Source organism: Streptomyces sp. NPDC050856 (assembly GCF_040653855.1).
GTDB lineage: Bacteria > Actinomycetota > Actinomycetes > Streptomycetales > Streptomycetaceae > Streptomyces.
The window spans coordinates 1-14,633 of record NZ_JBFAGV010000035.1 but is presented as its reverse complement, the minus strand read 5'-3'; the positions used below and the strand labels follow the sequence as shown (position 1 = coordinate 14,633).

13 protein-coding genes and 1 tRNA gene are annotated in these 14,633 nt (G+C 73.8%); 12 read left to right on the top strand and 2 right to left on the bottom strand.

The window, feature by feature from the left end; all coding sequences use genetic code 11:
* Positions 1–8: 8 nt before the first annotated feature.
* A complete protein-coding gene (locus AB0H53_RS25130) occupies positions 9–560 on the bottom strand; it encodes a carboxymuconolactone decarboxylase family protein (protein ID WP_362117547.1) in 552 nt (183 codons plus the stop codon).
* A gap of 161 nt (positions 561–721) precedes the next feature.
* Here AB0H53_RS25130 and AB0H53_RS25125 point away from each other — a divergent pair, with 161 nt between their 5' ends.
* The 7 genes from AB0H53_RS25125 to AB0H53_RS25095 all read left to right on the top strand — a co-directional run bounded on the left by AB0H53_RS25125 (position 722) and on the right by AB0H53_RS25095 (position 8,206).
* Positions 722–1,951, top strand: coding sequence for an MBL fold metallo-hydrolase (locus AB0H53_RS25125; RefSeq protein WP_362117544.1), 1,230 nt, complete (start codon positions 722–724; stop codon positions 1,949–1,951).
* A 660-nt stretch (positions 1,952–2,611) separates the two neighbouring features.
* Positions 2,612–4,717 carry an ATP-binding protein gene (locus tag AB0H53_RS25120; protein WP_362117541.1) on the top strand — a complete coding sequence of 702 codons (2,106 nt, stop codon included), beginning with the start codon at positions 2,612–2,614 and terminating at the stop codon, positions 4,715–4,717.
* Positions 4,718–4,724: 7 nt separating this feature from the next.
* On the top strand, positions 4,725–5,159 hold the full coding sequence (locus tag AB0H53_RS25115) for a roadblock/LC7 domain-containing protein (RefSeq protein ID WP_362117538.1): 435 nt from the start codon (positions 4,725–4,727) through the stop codon (positions 5,157–5,159).
* Positions 5,160–5,161: 2 nt separating this feature from the next.
* Positions 5,162–5,533: a DUF742 domain-containing protein gene (locus AB0H53_RS25110; RefSeq protein ID WP_362117535.1), complete on the top strand. Its 372-nt coding sequence runs from the start codon at positions 5,162–5,164 to the stop codon at positions 5,531–5,533.
* Positions 5,511–6,137 (top strand): ATP/GTP-binding protein, encoded by a 627-nt coding sequence (locus AB0H53_RS25105; RefSeq protein ID WP_362117532.1) that lies wholly within the window; start codon positions 5,511–5,513, stop codon positions 6,135–6,137. The genes AB0H53_RS25110 and AB0H53_RS25105 overlap by 23 nt, the downstream gene beginning before the upstream one ends.
* Positions 6,134–6,706, top strand: a complete 573-nt coding sequence (locus AB0H53_RS25100) for a GAF domain-containing protein (RefSeq protein WP_362117529.1) — start codon at positions 6,134–6,136, stop codon at positions 6,704–6,706. Before AB0H53_RS25105 ends, AB0H53_RS25100 begins: the two co-directional genes overlap by 4 nt.
* Before the next feature lie 177 nt (positions 6,707–6,883).
* On the top strand, positions 6,884–8,206 hold the full coding sequence (locus AB0H53_RS25095; protein ID WP_362117526.1) for a hypothetical protein: 1,323 nt from the start codon (positions 6,884–6,886) through the stop codon (positions 8,204–8,206).
* 73 nt (positions 8,207–8,279) lie between these two features.
* On the opposite strand, the gene AB0H53_RS25090 is transcribed toward AB0H53_RS25095, so the two are convergent.
* A complete protein-coding gene (locus AB0H53_RS25090; RefSeq protein WP_362117523.1) occupies positions 8,280–9,476 on the bottom strand; it encodes an acyl-CoA dehydrogenase family protein in 1,197 nt (398 codons plus the stop codon).
* A gap of 762 nt (positions 9,477–10,238) precedes the next feature.
* On the opposite strand from AB0H53_RS25090, the gene AB0H53_RS25085 reads away from it, so the two are divergent.
* The 5 genes from AB0H53_RS25085 to AB0H53_RS25065 all read left to right on the top strand — a co-directional run bounded on the left by AB0H53_RS25085 (position 10,239) and on the right by AB0H53_RS25065 (position 14,556).
* Positions 10,239–11,186 (top strand): alpha/beta hydrolase, encoded by a 948-nt coding sequence (locus AB0H53_RS25085; RefSeq protein WP_362117520.1) that lies wholly within the window; start codon positions 10,239–10,241, stop codon positions 11,184–11,186.
* Positions 11,187–11,220: 34 nt separating this feature from the next.
* Positions 11,221–11,595 carry an MmcQ/YjbR family DNA-binding protein gene (locus AB0H53_RS25080; RefSeq protein ID WP_362117517.1) on the top strand — a complete coding sequence of 125 codons (375 nt, stop codon included), beginning with the start codon at positions 11,221–11,223 and terminating at the stop codon, positions 11,593–11,595.
* A 158-nt stretch (positions 11,596–11,753) separates the two neighbouring features.
* Positions 11,754–11,827, top strand: a tRNA-Pro gene (locus tag AB0H53_RS25075).
* A gap of 526 nt (positions 11,828–12,353) precedes the next feature.
* Complete coding sequence (locus AB0H53_RS25070) at positions 12,354–13,028, top strand: HemK2/MTQ2 family protein methyltransferase (protein ID WP_362117514.1); 675 nt, start codon at positions 12,354–12,356, stop codon at positions 13,026–13,028.
* A gap of 139 nt (positions 13,029–13,167) precedes the next feature.
* Positions 13,168–14,556, top strand: a complete 1,389-nt coding sequence (locus AB0H53_RS25065) for an alpha-lytic protease prodomain-containing protein (RefSeq protein ID WP_362117511.1) — start codon at positions 13,168–13,170, stop codon at positions 14,554–14,556.
* Positions 14,557–14,633 lie beyond the last annotated feature (77 nt).

The following is a 14,633-nucleotide window of genomic DNA, read 5'->3' as shown; positions in this document are numbered from 1 at the left end:
CTGGGTCGTCAGCGGGGCCGCACCTCGCAGTGGTCCCTGAACCCCTGGCTGGTCAGTCCCAGCGCGGCGTTCATGCGGGAGCGCAGGTTCTCCACCGCGACCATCGCGGTCAGCTCGACGAACGCCGCCTCGCCCAGCTCCCGGCGCAGCCGCTCGGCCAGTTCGTCACCGACCGTGGGCGGGCTCGCGGTCATCGCCTCCGCGTACTCCAGCACATCGCGCTCCAGCGGTGTGTACGCACCGCTGTCGCGCCACACCGGCACATCCCGCAACTTGCGCTGGTCCATGCCGTGCCGGGTGCTCTCCCAGTACCCGAAGTCGAGGCACCAGCCGCAGCCGATCGACGCGGCCGACGCCAGCACGGCCAGCGCCTTCAGGTCCCGGTCCAGCCGGTTCCACTTGGCGACGGCCCTCTCGAACCGGAGGTCGGCGCGCAGGACGCGGGCGTTGTGCCCCAGGGCCAGGGCGGGGTCGAGCACTTTTCCGTACGCGCGCTTCGAGTACCACTCGATCACACGGAAGAAGAGCGTGCGGGGAGGGGACAGCGGGATCCGGGCCATGACGGCCTCCTCGGGTGTCGTGGATGACCTTGCACCCGTACGACGGACCGGGGGCCGCCGGATGTGACATCGGTCCGGTGCCCCGCCTCCCCGGGGGCCGCCCGGCCGGGCTGTCCTGCCCCGCGCACATAATGGAAGGCCCCGACATCCCTGGAGGTGCTGTGACCGGCGCTGACTCCACACGCCCGCGGCGTGCCCGGCTGCGTTCCCCGCGCCCCGCCGCCTTCGGCGCGGACCCGGCGGGAGAGCGGATGGAGCGCATCCGGCGCTCGCCGAACTTCGCCGACGGGGCGTTCCGCAATCCGCAGGAGGCGCGGCGCGGCCCCACCGGCTCGACCCTGGAGTTCGCGAAGACCTACTTCCGCAAGGAGTCGCGCCGCCACCGGGTTCCCGCCGGCACCGTTCCGCTCCATCCCACCACCGCCGCCGACCTGACCCGGCCGCCCGCCTCGGGTCTGCGGCTGACCTGGCTGGGGCACTCCAGCGTGCTGGCCGAGCTCGACGGGTCGCGGGTGCTCTTCGACCCGGTCTGGGGAGAGCGCTGCTCGCCCTTCTCCTTCGCCGGACCCAAGCGGCTGCACCCCGTACCGCTGCCGCTCGCGGCCCTCGGCCCGGTCGACGTCGTCGTGATCTCCCACGATCACTACGACCACCTCGACCTGCCCACCATCCGCGCCCTGGCCGCCACGGACACCCTCTTCGCGGTGCCGCTGGGCGTCGGGGCGCACCTGGAACACTGGGGTGTGCCCGCCGACCGGCTGCGCGAGCTGGACTGGAACGAATCGACCCGGATCGGCGACGTCCGGCTGACCGCGACGCCGGCCCGCCACTTCTGCGGCCGGGGCCTGCGCAACCAGCAGCACACCCTGTGGGCGTCGTGGGTCGCCGAGGGACCCGGCCACCGGATCTACCACAGTGGCGACACGGGGTACTTCACCGGCTTCCGGGACATCGGCGCCGCGCACGGCCCGTTCGACGCCACCATGATCCAGATAGGCGCCTACAGCGAGTTCTGGCCGGACATACACATGACCCCGGCCGAAGGCGTACGCGCCCATCTCGACCTCCAGGGCGGCCGGCCGGCCGGGGTCCTGCTGCCGATCCACTGGGGCACCTTCAACCTCGCCCCGCATCCCTGGGCGGAGCCCGGCGAGGGTACCGTCGCGGCCGCCGCCGAGGCGGCGGTCCGGACCGCTCTGCCGCGCCCCGGAGAGCCGTTCGAGCCCACCGCCGCCTCCGTTCCCGGCACCCCGTGGTGGCGGGACGCGGCCCATGCGCCGGCCGGCGGCTGGCCCCCGGCCGTGCGGGGCGGCCAGGACGGTCCCGACGCCGAGGGCGGCCGGGGCGGTCGCCCGGCGGACGGTCCCCGGGCCGCCGACCGCGTCGGCTGAGCCGGCCGGCGGTCACCGCCACGGCGCGCTTCCGTGCGGCGCTTCACGGGCGGTCGCCCACCGCGCCGTCGCCGCCGCCGGGCCCGCCGCCGGGCCCGCCGCCGGGGCCGCCCCGCCCGGCCGGCCGCGACCGGTGCGGCCGCCGCGCGCCTCCGGCCCGGGCCCTGCCCCGACCGGGCCCCCACCACCACCGCGCCCGCCGGTTCCCGGACGCGCCAGGGACGGCGAGGAGGGCGACGGACCTCCCGCCGGCCATGGCCGCGCTCCCCGGGGGTGCCGCGCGACGGGGAGCCGGGAAGCGGATCGCCCGGGGGGACGGACCCCGTCCCGGCGTGAACACAGGTTCCACCTCACGCGTACGAGTGAACTTCGGGCGCGGGGCGGCGCCGCGCGCCCCCGGGTCGGGGCGAGGGGGCGGTGACCGCCCGCCGGGAACGGCGGTGGTCCGCGTCGTCGGACTGCCGTACGGGGTCCCATACCAGAGCGAGGCACTCCGCGGGCAGGTTTGTCAACTGCCCACCGCATCCGAATCGTTGGCGACTACCGTGTGTGGCCGGTGATCAACGATGGGCTCATCGGACGCGCGGTGAGCTCTCGATGCGCCGGAGTCGAACGCCCGTATGGCGCCGACTCCAGGGGACCCACGTACCGAGGACGCTGATGTCTCAACTTCGCGCACCCGCCGAGCGGCCCGACCGCCGTGAGGGCAGGCGGCACGGCCGGTCAGGCACCCGTTCCCTGCCGAACCACGGGCGGTCCGCGGCACCGTCGCCGCCCGCCCGCATACGTCCGCAGCTGCTGCGGGTCGCCGTACTGCCCGCCGCGGTGGTGGCCATCGGCGGGGCGGCCGCCGTCGCCTTCACCATCCGCTCCGCGGGCGTCCAGCCCTCACCCACTCTGTGGGCCACGCTGACCGGCGCCGCCGCGGTGGCCGTGGCAGCGGTCGCCGCCGCCGTACTGGGCGCCGACCGGGCGGCCCAGTCGGTGCTGGACCGGAGCAACGCGCTGCGCCGCGTCAGTGTGCGCCGGCAGAACGAACTGCGCGCCGTGGTGGAGCAGCTGCGCCGGGGGGAGCGGCTGCCGCTGCGGGAAGGGGTGCCCGCGGTCCCCTCCTCCGGCGGCGACGAGTTCGACCTGCTCACCGAGGAGCTGGCCCGGTCCCACGAGGTCGCCGTGGCGACCGCCGTACAGGCGTCCCGGCTCTCCAGCAGTGTCGGCAACGAGCAGAAGGTGGAGGTCTTCGTCAACCTGGCCCGCCGGCTCCAGTCCCTGGTGCACCGCGAGATCCAGCTCCTCGACGAGCTGGAGAACCAGGTCGAGGACCCGGAGCTGCTCAAGGGCCTCTTCCACGTCGACCACCTAGCCACCCGCATCCGCCGGCACGCCGAGAACCTGGCCGTCCTCGGTGGCGCCGTCTCCCGCCGCCAGTGGTCCAACCCGGTCACCATGACCGAGGTCCTGCGCTCCTCCATCGCGGAGGTGGAGCACTACCCCCGGGTCAAGCTGGTGCCGCCGATCGACGGCACCCTGCGTGGCCACGCCGTCGCCGACGTCATCCACCTGCTCGCCGAACTCGTCGAGAACGCCACCCTGTTCTCCGCCCCGAACACCGCGGTGCTGCTGCGCGCCCAGCACTGCACCGCCGGCCTCGCCGTCGAGGTGGAGGACCGCGGCCTGGGGATGCCCGTCAGCGAGCAGAACAGGATGAACGCCCTGCTCGCCGACCCCGACCAGGTCAACGTCGCCCGGATGCTCCAGGACGGCCGCATCGGCCTGTTCGTCGTCTCCGCGCTGGCGCGCAGGCACGGCATCGCCGTGCGCCTCCAGTCCAACATCTACGGCGGGGTGCAGGCCGTGCTCGTCCTGCCGCAGGAGCTCCTCGGTGACGAACCCGCCGCGATCGCGCAGTCCGACGAGGACGGACAGGCAGTCCGCCAGCACCTGGAGACGGCGGACGAACAGCCGCGACCCGCCGTCCACCAGGGCCACCCCGGTCCCCACGACGAACGGGCCCTGGCCGGCACCGCCCCCGCCGCCGTGCCCCCTCCGGCGCGCGTACGGGCGGAGGGGGCCGTTCCAGGGCCCGCGACCCACCGGCCGCCCGGCCCGGCCACCGACCAACCCGGGCCCGGCATACCACCTCCCCCCGCGCAGGGCCCGAGCACGCCCCCGGCGCCCGGCGGACCGGCAGCCGCGCCCCTGCCCGTGCGCGGACAGCAGCACCGGCCCAACCCGGCCGACGCGGCCCCCGGCCCGTACGTCCCCCGGTACGCGGGCCGGGCGGACGGACCGGACCGGCCGGCCCCCACGGTCCACTCGAACCACGCGGACCGCACGGACCCCGGCGGTCGCACGGACCGACCGGACCTCCTGCGCCACGCCGGTCACCCGGACCCCACAGGCCACCTGGACCGCCCGGACCGCACGGCCCACGCCGACTACATGGACCACAGGGGCCCAGGGGATCACAGGGACCCTGCGGAACCCGCGGACCACAGGGACCCCGCCATGGGCGGTGACCCGGAGGCCCGTCCCGCCACGGCCGGCCGGCCCCGGCTGCCCAAGCGCCGCGCGCAGGAGCACCTCGTGCCGCAACTGCGGGACGCGCCCGCCCCGCGGCGCGACGACGACCACCTCGTCCTGCACGATCCGGGACTGATGGCGGCCTTCCAGCGCGGCATCGGACTGGCCGAGTCCATGCCGGCCACCACCCCCGTACCCGGCCACTTCGAACCGCACCGGCAAGACGAAGCCCACAAGGAGTAGATGCACCATGGCGAGCGATGTGCCGACCGGCCATTCCTCGGATCTCGACTGGCTGCTCAGCGGCCTGGTCCAGCGGGTCCCGTACACCCGCAGCGCGGTTCTGCTCTCCTCGGACGGCCTGGTGAAATCGGTGCACGGCCTGGACGCCGACAGCGCCGACCACATGGCGGCCCTCGCCTCCGGCCTGTACTCGCTCGGCCGCAGCGCGGGCAGCCGCTTCGGTGACGGCGGCGAGGTCCGTCAGGTCGTGGTCGAGCTGGAGGACACCCTGCTGTTCGTCTCCACCGCGGGCTCCGGTACCTGTCTCGCGGTGCTCGCGGGCCGGGAGGCCGACGCCGCCGTCCTCGGATACGAGATGGCGATGCTGGTCAAGAGCGTGCGGCCCTACCTGGTCACGCCCGTCAGGCAGGCGGCGGGGGCACCGGGCGTCACGGGGCGCTGACGGTGTCACGCCGACAGGACGGGCCCTGGCTGGACGACGCGGCCGGCCGCCTCATCCGTCCCTACACGGTGAGCGGCGGCCGCACCCGGCCCACGGCCGCGCTGGACCTGCTCTCCCTGGTGATGGCCACCGGCTCGGTGCCGCCGGCCCCGCTCGGGCCCGAGCACAGCATGGCCCTCGGCCTGTGCCACGGGCCGACCTCGGTGGCGGAGATCGCGGCACACCTGCGGCTGCCCGCGGTCGTCACCAAGGTGCTGCTCTCCGACCTCGTGGACTGCGGGGCACTCACCGCGCGAGCGCCCCGCTTCCAGGAAAACCCGACCGACCGTTCCCTGCTGGAGGCAGTGCTCGATGGTCTACGACGACGGCTCTGAGGGCCGGCACAGGACCGACGACGCCTTTCCCACCGCGCTGAAGATCCTGATCGCCGGCGGCTTCGGAGTGGGCAAGACGACCTTCGTCGGCGCGGTCAGCGAGATCCAGCCACTGAGCACGGAGGAGCTGCTCACCCAGATCAGCGTGGCCACCGACGACCTGGAGGGCGTGGAGTCCAAGACCACCACCACGGTCGCCATGGACTTCGGCCGGATCACCCTGGACGACCGGCACGTGCTGTACCTGTTCGGCACTCCGGGCCAGGAACGCTTCTGGTTCATGTGGGACGAGCTCTCCGAGGGCGCGCTCGGCGCGGTCGTCCTCGCCGACACCCGGCGGCTCCAGGCCTCGTTCTCGGCGGTGGACTTCTTCGAGCGGCGCGGCATCCGGTTCGTCGTCGCCGTCAATGAGTTCGACGGTTCCTTTCGCTACGAACCCGACGAGGTCCGGGCCGCGATCGACCTCAAACCCGAGGTGCCGGTCGTCGTGTGCGATGCCCGGATCGCCGGCTCCGGCATCCAGACCCTGGCCACCCTCGTCCAGCACCTGCTGGCCACCAACCCGGCCCCGGCCCCGGCGCCGAGCCATGGAGCACCGACATGACATACGACCCGACCGGCCACCTCCTGCTGACGCCCGTCGACCGGGAGGCTCCGCTGCGCGTGCGGCGGCTGCGCCAACTCGGCCTGGGGGAGCGGCCCGACCCGGCCTTCGACGAGTTCGCCCGCAAGCTCGCCGAGGTGACCGGCGCCCCCTATTCGATGGTCAACTTCATCGACGAGAACCGGCAGTTCTTCGCCGGTCTGCACACCCCCACGGGCAGCCACTCGGGCACCGACCTCGGAGCCACGGCCGCCGCGACCGGCGGGGTCAGCCGCTTCATGGCCCGCGACCACGGTTACTGCCCGCATGTGGTGGTGCGCCGCAAGGCGCTGGTCCTGGAGGACGTCTGCGACTACCCGCGGTTCGCCGGCAACCCGGTCGTGGACGAGATCGGGATCCGCTCCTACCTCGGCGCACCGCTCATCGACCGTACCGGTACGGCCCTGGGCACCATCTGTGTGGTGGACACGGAGCCGCGCCCCTGGGGGCGGGCCGGGCTGAAGACCATCAAGTCGCTGGCGGCGGAGCTGGTCGAGCAGATCCACCGCCGCGAGGACCGCGGGCTGTGACCGCGCCGCCGGCGCGGCGGACGGAGCGGTGAGAGACGTCCCCGAGGGTGGCTCCGTGAGCCCCCGCGGGGACGTCGGCACATGACCGGAACGTGCCCCCGGCTGGGAGCGTCGATGTGGCGTGCGTATACAAATGTACGGACCACATGACGAAATACCCGGGGGCGGTTCAGCACGGTGACGCAGTCGACCATCGCAACCACGGCCAGGCAGCGGCTGCTCAGCGTGGACGCGGCGCGCGCCGTCGCGGTGTTCGCCATGTTCGCCGCGCACATCGGCCCACCGGTGAAGCCGGAGGGGGCCGGTTACCTGCTCGTCGCGTTCGACGGGCGCGCCCCTGCCGTCTTCACCCTGATCGCGGGGCTGGCCCTCACTCTCTCCAAAGGCGGCACCCGTCCCCGCCCGCAGCCGGCCAGGGCGTGGCGGGGAACGCTGGTGCGGTGCGCCGTGCTCGCGGCGCTCGGCCTCGCGCTGACGGAGTTGCGCTCCGGCATAGCGGTGATCCTCACCTTCTTCGCCCTGTACCTGCTGGCGGCCGAGCCGCTGGCCCGGCTGCGCACCCGCGCCCTGGTCGCGGTGGCCGCGCTGTCCGTGGTGCTCGGACCGGTCCTGTCGTACGCCCTGGGGCCGTACTTCGGTTACCACGTCACGGGCCGGGGCCGCTACCCCGGCTTCGAGGCCGTCACCAGCTGGTCCGGCTTCGGCGGCGCGCTGGACACGCTGCTGCTGTCCGGTGCGTACCCGTGGCTGACGTACTTCCCCTACGTCGTCGTCGGCATGGCGCTGGGCCGGGTCGCGGACCTGCGCCGGCCCGGCGCCGCCCGCCGCCTGCTGGGCTGGGGAGCGCTGATCACGCTGACCGGCCATGGACTGTCCGCGCTCGCCCTGGGGCCGGGCGGCGGCCGTGAGGTGCTGCTGCGGGCCATCGCCCACAGCCACCCGTACGCGGTGGGCGCGCCCGACCCGGTGCAGGCCGTGCTGGCCGGGCAGGCGGGTGCGATACCGAGCACCTCCTGGGCGTGGCTGCTGGTCGACGCCCCCTACAGCCAGACGCCCCTGGAGACCGTCGCGAACGCCGGAGCCGGGTTCCTGCTCCTGGGGCTCGCCGTGGCGGCCTGCCGCGTCAGGGCCCTGGTACCGCTGGTGCGCCCGCTGGCCGTCGTCGGCTCGATGGGCCTGTCGGTGTACGCCGTGCACGTACTGGCCAGGGCGGAGCTGCGCCCGCAGCACGGGTGGACGGCGCTGGGCGCCTTCTGCGCGGTCTCGCTGGTGGGTTGCGTCGTGTGGGCGTACGCCTTCGGCCGTACCCCGCTCAGGCGCGGGCCGCTGGAGTGGGCGCTGCACGTCCTGATGCCCAGGGCGGGGACGGCGCCCGCTCCCGCACCGACCGGGCCGACCGGACCGACCGGGCCAATCGGGTCCACTGGGTGCACCGGGGCCACCGCGGCGGTCCCGGGACCCCGCCGAGGGACGACCGCCGGGGACCGCCTGAAGGTCTGAGGCGCCGGTCCGGGGGGCGGTGAGGGCGGCGGCCCGGTGGCCGGGCCCCCGCCGCCCCGGGGCACGTCCGCCGTCAGAGGGCCGGCTGCATCCGGACCACATCGGCGAGCCGCTGCGACCACTCTCCCTTCGCGGTGCCCAGCGCGACCTCGGCGAGCCGGATGAGCTGGACGTCCGACGTGCCCGCCGGAGCGAAGATGTGGTGGGCGTCGCGCAGATAGCGCTCGATGGGCCGGTCGGTGAACAGTCCGGCCGCCGCGTGCACCTCCATCGCCGTGCGTGCCGAGTCGAGCGCCGATTCCACGTTGACCAGCTTGGCGTTCATCAGCTCCGCGTCGCAGGGCAGTCCTCGGTCGAGCAGGTGCACGGCGTGGTAGGCCGCGAGGCGCGCGGTCATCAGCCGGGACTGGATCTGCCCCAGTTTGAGTCTCACCGTCGGCAGCTCGTGCAGGGGTTGGCCGTAGCGGTGCCGCTCCTGGCAGAACCGGATCGTCTCCTCCAGGATCGCCCGGTGGATGCCCAGCGACACGGCGGTGAGGTTGGCCCGCCCGTACAGGACGCTGGAGGAGTACGCCACGGCGAGTCCGTCCCCCTCGTCGCCCAGCCGGTTGGCCGCCGGGACACGGCAGTTGTCGAAGAACAGCTCGCCGAAGCTGAAGCCGTGCAGCCCCATGGTCGGTTTCTGGTCGCCGACCCGGAAACCGGGCCGGTCGGCCTCCACCAGGAAGGCCGTCAGCCCCTTGGAGCCAGGGCCCGTCCGTACGACGACACCGTGCAGGTCACCGACGTGGCTGTTGCCGACGAACACCTTTCGGCCGTTCAGCAGGTAGTCGTCACCGTCCCGTACCGCGGTCGCGCTCATCCCGAGCACGTGGCCGCCCGACTCGGGCTCGGTGACCGCGATGGTGGGCAGGCACTCGCCCGCGGCGATGGCCGGCAGCCAGGTCTTCCGTTGTTCGTCGCTGCCGAAGTGCACGATCTTCGCGGCACCGAGCTGAGAGGCCTGCACCATGGCGCCCATGGCGCCGCTGACGCGGGAGAGCTCCTCGATGATGATGGTCTTGCCGAGATGGCCGACGCCCATCCCGCCGTGGTCCCTGCCGATCGTGGCCCCGAGCCAGCCCTGCCGGGCGATGAGCCGGGACAGTTCGCGGTGGACCGAGCGGGACTCCTCCATGGCGGGTATCAGCGGCCGGACCTGGGTCTCCGCGAAATGACGGACGTGCCCCCGTAGTTGGTGATGCATTCGGCTGGCGAAGTAGCCGTCCATTCGAGCCCTCCCCTGCGAAACGCCTGCTCGTCCGGTTGTCCGAGCAGTTGGTGCATCGGCAGTGGTCCCGCCCCGAACAGGCCGACCCACTCATGGTGTTGATCGGTTCGGGGCGGTTCAACGTGGTCAGCGACATTGACCAAAATATGGCTGGTTGGCGTTTGATTGAACCTTGCTTCCAGGTGGTAGGGGCCTGTCCGGTCCTATCCGAAGGGCATTCCCCTCCTGCCTCTTTCTGCCACATGCCAAGGGCAAAGCTTTCATGGGTCTGGGGTGCCGAGTGACAGGCGAGAACCTCATTGGCACCCGGATGCCTCATGAGCCCCGCTCGTTGCGGCTGGGCGGATCGATTCTGCTCCGATGCCGACCGAAAGTGTGCTGTGCGTGAGCGGGTGGATGAGTGGATCCTCGCCTGTCCGGACGCCCCGGCCGGCCGTGCGGACCGGTACGGACCGGCCGCCCCGCGTACGGATGTGCCGCCGGGCGCGGGGGCGCGGGACTACGGCCCCAGAGCGCACGCCCCAGCGCGTGGACATAAGACGAGCGCCGCCGGCCCCGCTCCGGCCCGTGCGCCGTGTCCGGTACGCCGTGGGCGGGGTCCTGAGGTCCCGGTCCGCCGCCCGCGCACCGCGCGGGAGCCACGGACCGGAGCGCCGCCCGATGGGACGGCTCCGGCATGGGACGGCGCGTCCGGGGGAGGGTCAGCCGCAGGACCCGACACCGGGCCCAGGACCCGACACCGGCCGCAGGAGGCATCCCGTCATGACCGCCCACCGCCCCGGACTGCTCACCGCCCACGACGGCGCGCAGATCGCCACCTACACCTGGCTGCCCGACAACGGCCGCCCGCACGCCCTGGTCCAGATCGCGCACGGCGCCGCCGAACACGCCCTGCGCTACGACCGGTTCGCCCGCCACCTGGTCGCCCGCGGGTACGGCGTCCTCGCCTCCGACCACCGCGGCCACGGCGCCACCGCGCCGGCCACCGGCGGCCACGGTGTGACCGGGGCCGGGCCCGCCGACGACGGGAACGCCGACAGCTGGCGGGCGATCGTCGAGGACCTCAAGGGCGTCGGTGACCAGGCCCGCGCCCTGCACCCGGGCGTACCCCTGGTGCTGTTCGGGCACAGTCTCGGCTCCATGCTCGCCCGCGACTACGCCCAGGAGTACGCCGACGATCTCTCCGGCCTGATCCTCTCCGGCACCTTCCGCACCCTGCCCGGTGCCGAGCTCGAACGGGACATCGCCCGCCTGCGGCGGGAGGTCGCCGACGGCGGCCGGGCGGCCCGCTCCTCGTACCTCCCCGAACTCTTCGCCTCCTTCAACGACCCCTTCCCCCACCGCACCGGCTTCGAGTGGCTCTCGCGGGACGAGGCCGAGGTGGACGCCTACGTCGCCGACGAGCGCTGCGGCTTCCCCTTCAGCGCGGGCCTGGCCCTGGACTGGCTGCACGCGGTGCGCAAGGTCAACAACCCCCGCAACCTCACCCGTGTCCCGGCCGATCTGCCCGTCCATGTCGCGGTCGGCACCGACGATCCCTGCAACCAGCGCATGACGCTGGTGTACGAACTGCTGGAGGACTTCCGCCACGCCGGCACCGAGGACCTGACCTGGAAGGCGTACGAGGGGGCGCGCCACGAGATCCTCAACGAGACGAACCGCGAGGAGGTGTACGAGGACCTGGTGGCCTGGCTGGACAAGCGCCTCTGATGCCGCTGACAGCGGCGGCCCGTACGGTCGTCCCATGGCCACCGCCGACGACGCACGCCGCATCGCGCTCTCCCTGCCGGGCGCGGTCGAGAAGCTCTCCTGGGGCAGGCCCACCTTCCGGGTGGGCGGCCCGGGCGGGAAGATCTTCGCCGCGCTGGACGACGACGACCGGGTCATGGGGGTGAAGTGCCCCCAGGAGGACCGCGAGGAGCTCATCGCCGCGGAGCCGGACAAGTTCTTCCTGCGCGAGGGCCACGACGACAACTACGCCTGGCTGCGCGTCCGGCTCGCGGCGCTGGACGACGAGGCGGAACTGCGCGCCGTCCTCACCGACGCCTGGCGCCAGGCCGCCCCCCGCCGGCTGCGCGCCGACCACCCCGAGCTCGACGCCCCGGCCGGCCCGGACTGAGGACCGGGAGTGCGCACGGGTGCGGCGACCCACGGTGGCCGCCGGAGCGCGCTGCGAAGCTTGTGAGCGCGCGCACAAGTGGTTCGTGATCACGGGCGGGAGTGCGGTATTGTTCTCATGCACGCCGGACCGAGGGAAACCGCAGGTCAGACGGGCATCGGGACGTGGCGCAGCTTGGTAGCGCACTTGACTGGGGGTCAAGGGGTCGCAGGTTCAAATCCTGTCGTCCCGACTCGTGAGAGTCGCAGATCAGGGGCCGTGTCGGAGTGATCCGACACGGCCCCTGACTCATGGTGGGCCGCAAGTGGACCCCTCCGTGCTGCCGCCGGTTCCGCGTACGGACCGGTGGCTTCGCGCCGCGTGGACCGTGCCGGCCGCCCCCGGCAGGTCCCGGTGGAGCGCCACCGCTGGTGATCGCGGGCCCGGCGCGCGCCGGCACCCGCGGGCATGTGCCCGTACCCCCGCCCCAGGGCGCCCGGACCGCCGCCCCCTGGCGGGCGCCGGGATGCGGGACGCGGTCCCTGCCAGCATCCTGTGTGCAGGTGATCACCACGGGGCCCTGGAGGAGCACATGGACGACACCCGGCCCGGCGGCGGACCGCTGTCCGCCTCCCTCGGCAACCCGCCCGGCGCCCCTGGCGGGTGCGGCGGCGACCGCCGGTCGCGGTCCGTGGGCGGCTCCGGTGTGGATGGCGGCCGCCCGTTCCCCTCCGGTGGGGCGTCCCCCGTGGCACGGCCGTGACCGGCGAGGCACGCGGATGCTGCTGAGGCCCTGGGGGGTGTACGGACCGCAGGGCGACTCCTTCCTGCTGCGCGAGGCGCTGCTCAGGGCGTCCGTGCCACCCGGTGCGCGGATGCTCGACGTGGGCACCGGCACCGGGCTGCTCGCCCTGACGGCGGCCCGGCTCGGCGCCTGCGAGGTGTGGGCCGTCGACGCCTCGTACCGGGCGGTGCTCGCCGCCCGGTGCAACGTGCGGCTGAGCCGCCTGCCGGTCCCGGTCCACGTGGAGCACGGCGACTTCCGTACCCTCCTGGTGGGGCGGCGGTTCGACGTGGTGACGGCCAACCCGCCCTACGTACCGGCCCCCGAGGACACCACGGGCGAGCCCCGCAAGACCCGGGCCTGGAACGCCGGGCCGGAGGGGCGGCTGTACCTGGACCCGCTGTGCGCCATGGCGCCGGGCCTGCTCACCCCGGGCGGCACCATGCTGCTGGTCCACTCCTCGCTCGCCCAACCGGCGCGGACCCTGCGGCTGCTGGCCGACGCGGGCCTGGTGGTGTCCGTCGTCGCCCGGCGCGACCAGCCCTTCGGCCCGGTGCTCACAACGCGCGCCGGCTGGCTGGAGGAGCGCGGGCTGATCGGCCCCGGACAGCGCGAGGAGGAGCTGGTGGTCATCCGGGCCGATCGCCCGCCTGCCCCGGGCCGTCCCTGACCCGGTAGGGTTACGCCGCTTGGTGGCCCCACCCGTCTTCCGAAACACCTAACAAAACGACAAACCGACATCTTCGGACGGGCCTTCGGCAACACCTACGGTTCGGGACTTCTTTCCACCGAATCCGAGGAGACGCCTGATGCTCCACCGACACGCCACAGCCGCGTGTGCCGTCCTCGCCGCGGTCGGCGCGCTGGTGCTGACCGGCCCGGCCGGTCCGGCCGGCGCGAGCGCCGCGGAACCGCCTCCGCCGTCCACCGGCCCGTCGGCCGCCGAGATGCTCGGCGCCGACAGACCATCCCCCGAGCTGCTGCTGGCGATGCAGCGCGACCTGGGACTCACCCGCTCGCAGGCCGAGAAGCGGCTGGTGAACGAAGCCGAGGCGGGCGCCCTGGCCGGCCGGCTCCAGAACACCCTGGGCCGCAACTTCGCCGGCGCCTGGGTCAGCGGCACCCTTGCCGCCACCCTGACCGTGGCCACCGTCGACCCGGCCGACGTACCGGTCATCAAGGCCGGCGGGGCCCAGGCGGAGGTCGTCCGGTACGGGCTGGCCGAACTGGAGGTGGCCAAGGCGGCCCTGGACCGGGCGGCCGGCCGCACGCCGACCGCCGAGGTGCCCGTCTGGTACGTCGACGTGCGCACGAACACGGTGACGCTGGAGGCGGCCCAGCGCCCGGCCGCCGACGCGCTGCTGAGCGCCGCCGGCGTCGACCGGGCCCTGGTGCGCGTCACGACGTCGGGGGAGCGTCCGCGCCCGCTGTACGACATCCGGGGCGGCGACGCGTTCTACGTCGGCCACGGACGGTGCTCCGTGGGCTTCTCGGTCACCTCCGGCACCCAGCAGGGCTTCGCCACGGCGGGGCACTGCGGTAAGGCGGAGACCCCCACCAAGGGCTTCAACCAGGTGGACCAGGGCACCTTCCAGGCCTCCGCCTTCCCGGGCCACGACATGGCCTGGGTGGGCACCAACGCCGAGTGGACGGCGACCCCCTACGTCAAGGGCAAGGGCGACGAGAACGTCCAGGTCGCCGGCTCCACCGAGGCCCTGGTGGGCGCGTCGATCTGCCGCTCGGGTTCGACCACCGGATGGCACTGCGGCACCATCGAGCAGCACAACGCGAGCGTCACCTACCCGGAGGGCACCGTCAACGGGATGACCCGCACCACCGTGTGCGCCGAACCGGGCGACTCGGGTGGCTCCTACCTCTCCGGCAGCCAGGCCCAGGGCGTCACCTCCGGCGGCTCCGGCGACTGCACCTCCGGCGGCAGCACCTTCCACCAGCCGATCAACACACTGCTCCAGGAGTACGGCCTGACGCTGAAGACCAGCGACACGGTCGCCGCGAACGGCGGAGTCGGTGACAACGCCGAGCCGGGCAAGGCGGCCGGACTGTGGGCGGCGGGCAAGGTCTACCGGGTCGGGGACCGGGTCACCTACGACGGAACCGTCTACCGGTGCGTCCAGCCGCACCAGGCCCAGCCGCGCTGGCGCCCGTCCGGCGCCCCCGCCCTCTGGCAGCGGTTCTGACCGTCGGCCGCGCCCACGCGGGCCCGCGCGTGGGCGCGGCCGTACCCCCCCGCGCGGGCCGCGATCGGTAGAGCGGC

Excerpts from the sequence above, each read along its gene's own strand:
- AB0H53_RS25130 (WP_362117547.1), bottom strand. The coding sequence starts at position 560 with ATGGCCCGGATCCCGCTGTCCCCTCCCCGCACGCTCTTCTTCCGTGTG.
- AB0H53_RS25120 (WP_362117541.1), top strand. The coding sequence starts at position 2,612 with ATGTCTCAACTTCGCGCACCCGCCGAGCGGCCCGACCGCCGTGAGGGC.
- AB0H53_RS25115 (WP_362117538.1), top strand. The coding sequence starts at position 4,725 with ATGGCGAGCGATGTGCCGACCGGCCATTCCTCGGATCTCGACTGGCTG.
- AB0H53_RS25105 (WP_362117532.1), top strand. The coding sequence starts at position 5,511 with ATGGTCTACGACGACGGCTCTGAGGGCCGGCACAGGACCGACGACGCC.
- AB0H53_RS25100 (WP_362117529.1), top strand. The coding sequence starts at position 6,134 with ATGACATACGACCCGACCGGCCACCTCCTGCTGACGCCCGTCGACCGG.
- AB0H53_RS25090 (WP_362117523.1), bottom strand. The coding sequence starts at position 9,476 with ATGGACGGCTACTTCGCCAGCCGAATGCATCACCAACTACGGGGGCAC.
- AB0H53_RS25085 (WP_362117520.1), top strand. The coding sequence starts at position 10,239 with ATGACCGCCCACCGCCCCGGACTGCTCACCGCCCACGACGGCGCGCAG.
- AB0H53_RS25080 (WP_362117517.1), top strand. The coding sequence starts at position 11,221 with ATGGCCACCGCCGACGACGCACGCCGCATCGCGCTCTCCCTGCCGGGC.
- AB0H53_RS25070 (WP_362117514.1), top strand. The coding sequence starts at position 12,354 with ATGCTGCTGAGGCCCTGGGGGGTGTACGGACCGCAGGGCGACTCCTTC.
- AB0H53_RS25065 (WP_362117511.1), top strand. The coding sequence starts at position 13,168 with ATGCTCCACCGACACGCCACAGCCGCGTGTGCCGTCCTCGCCGCGGTC.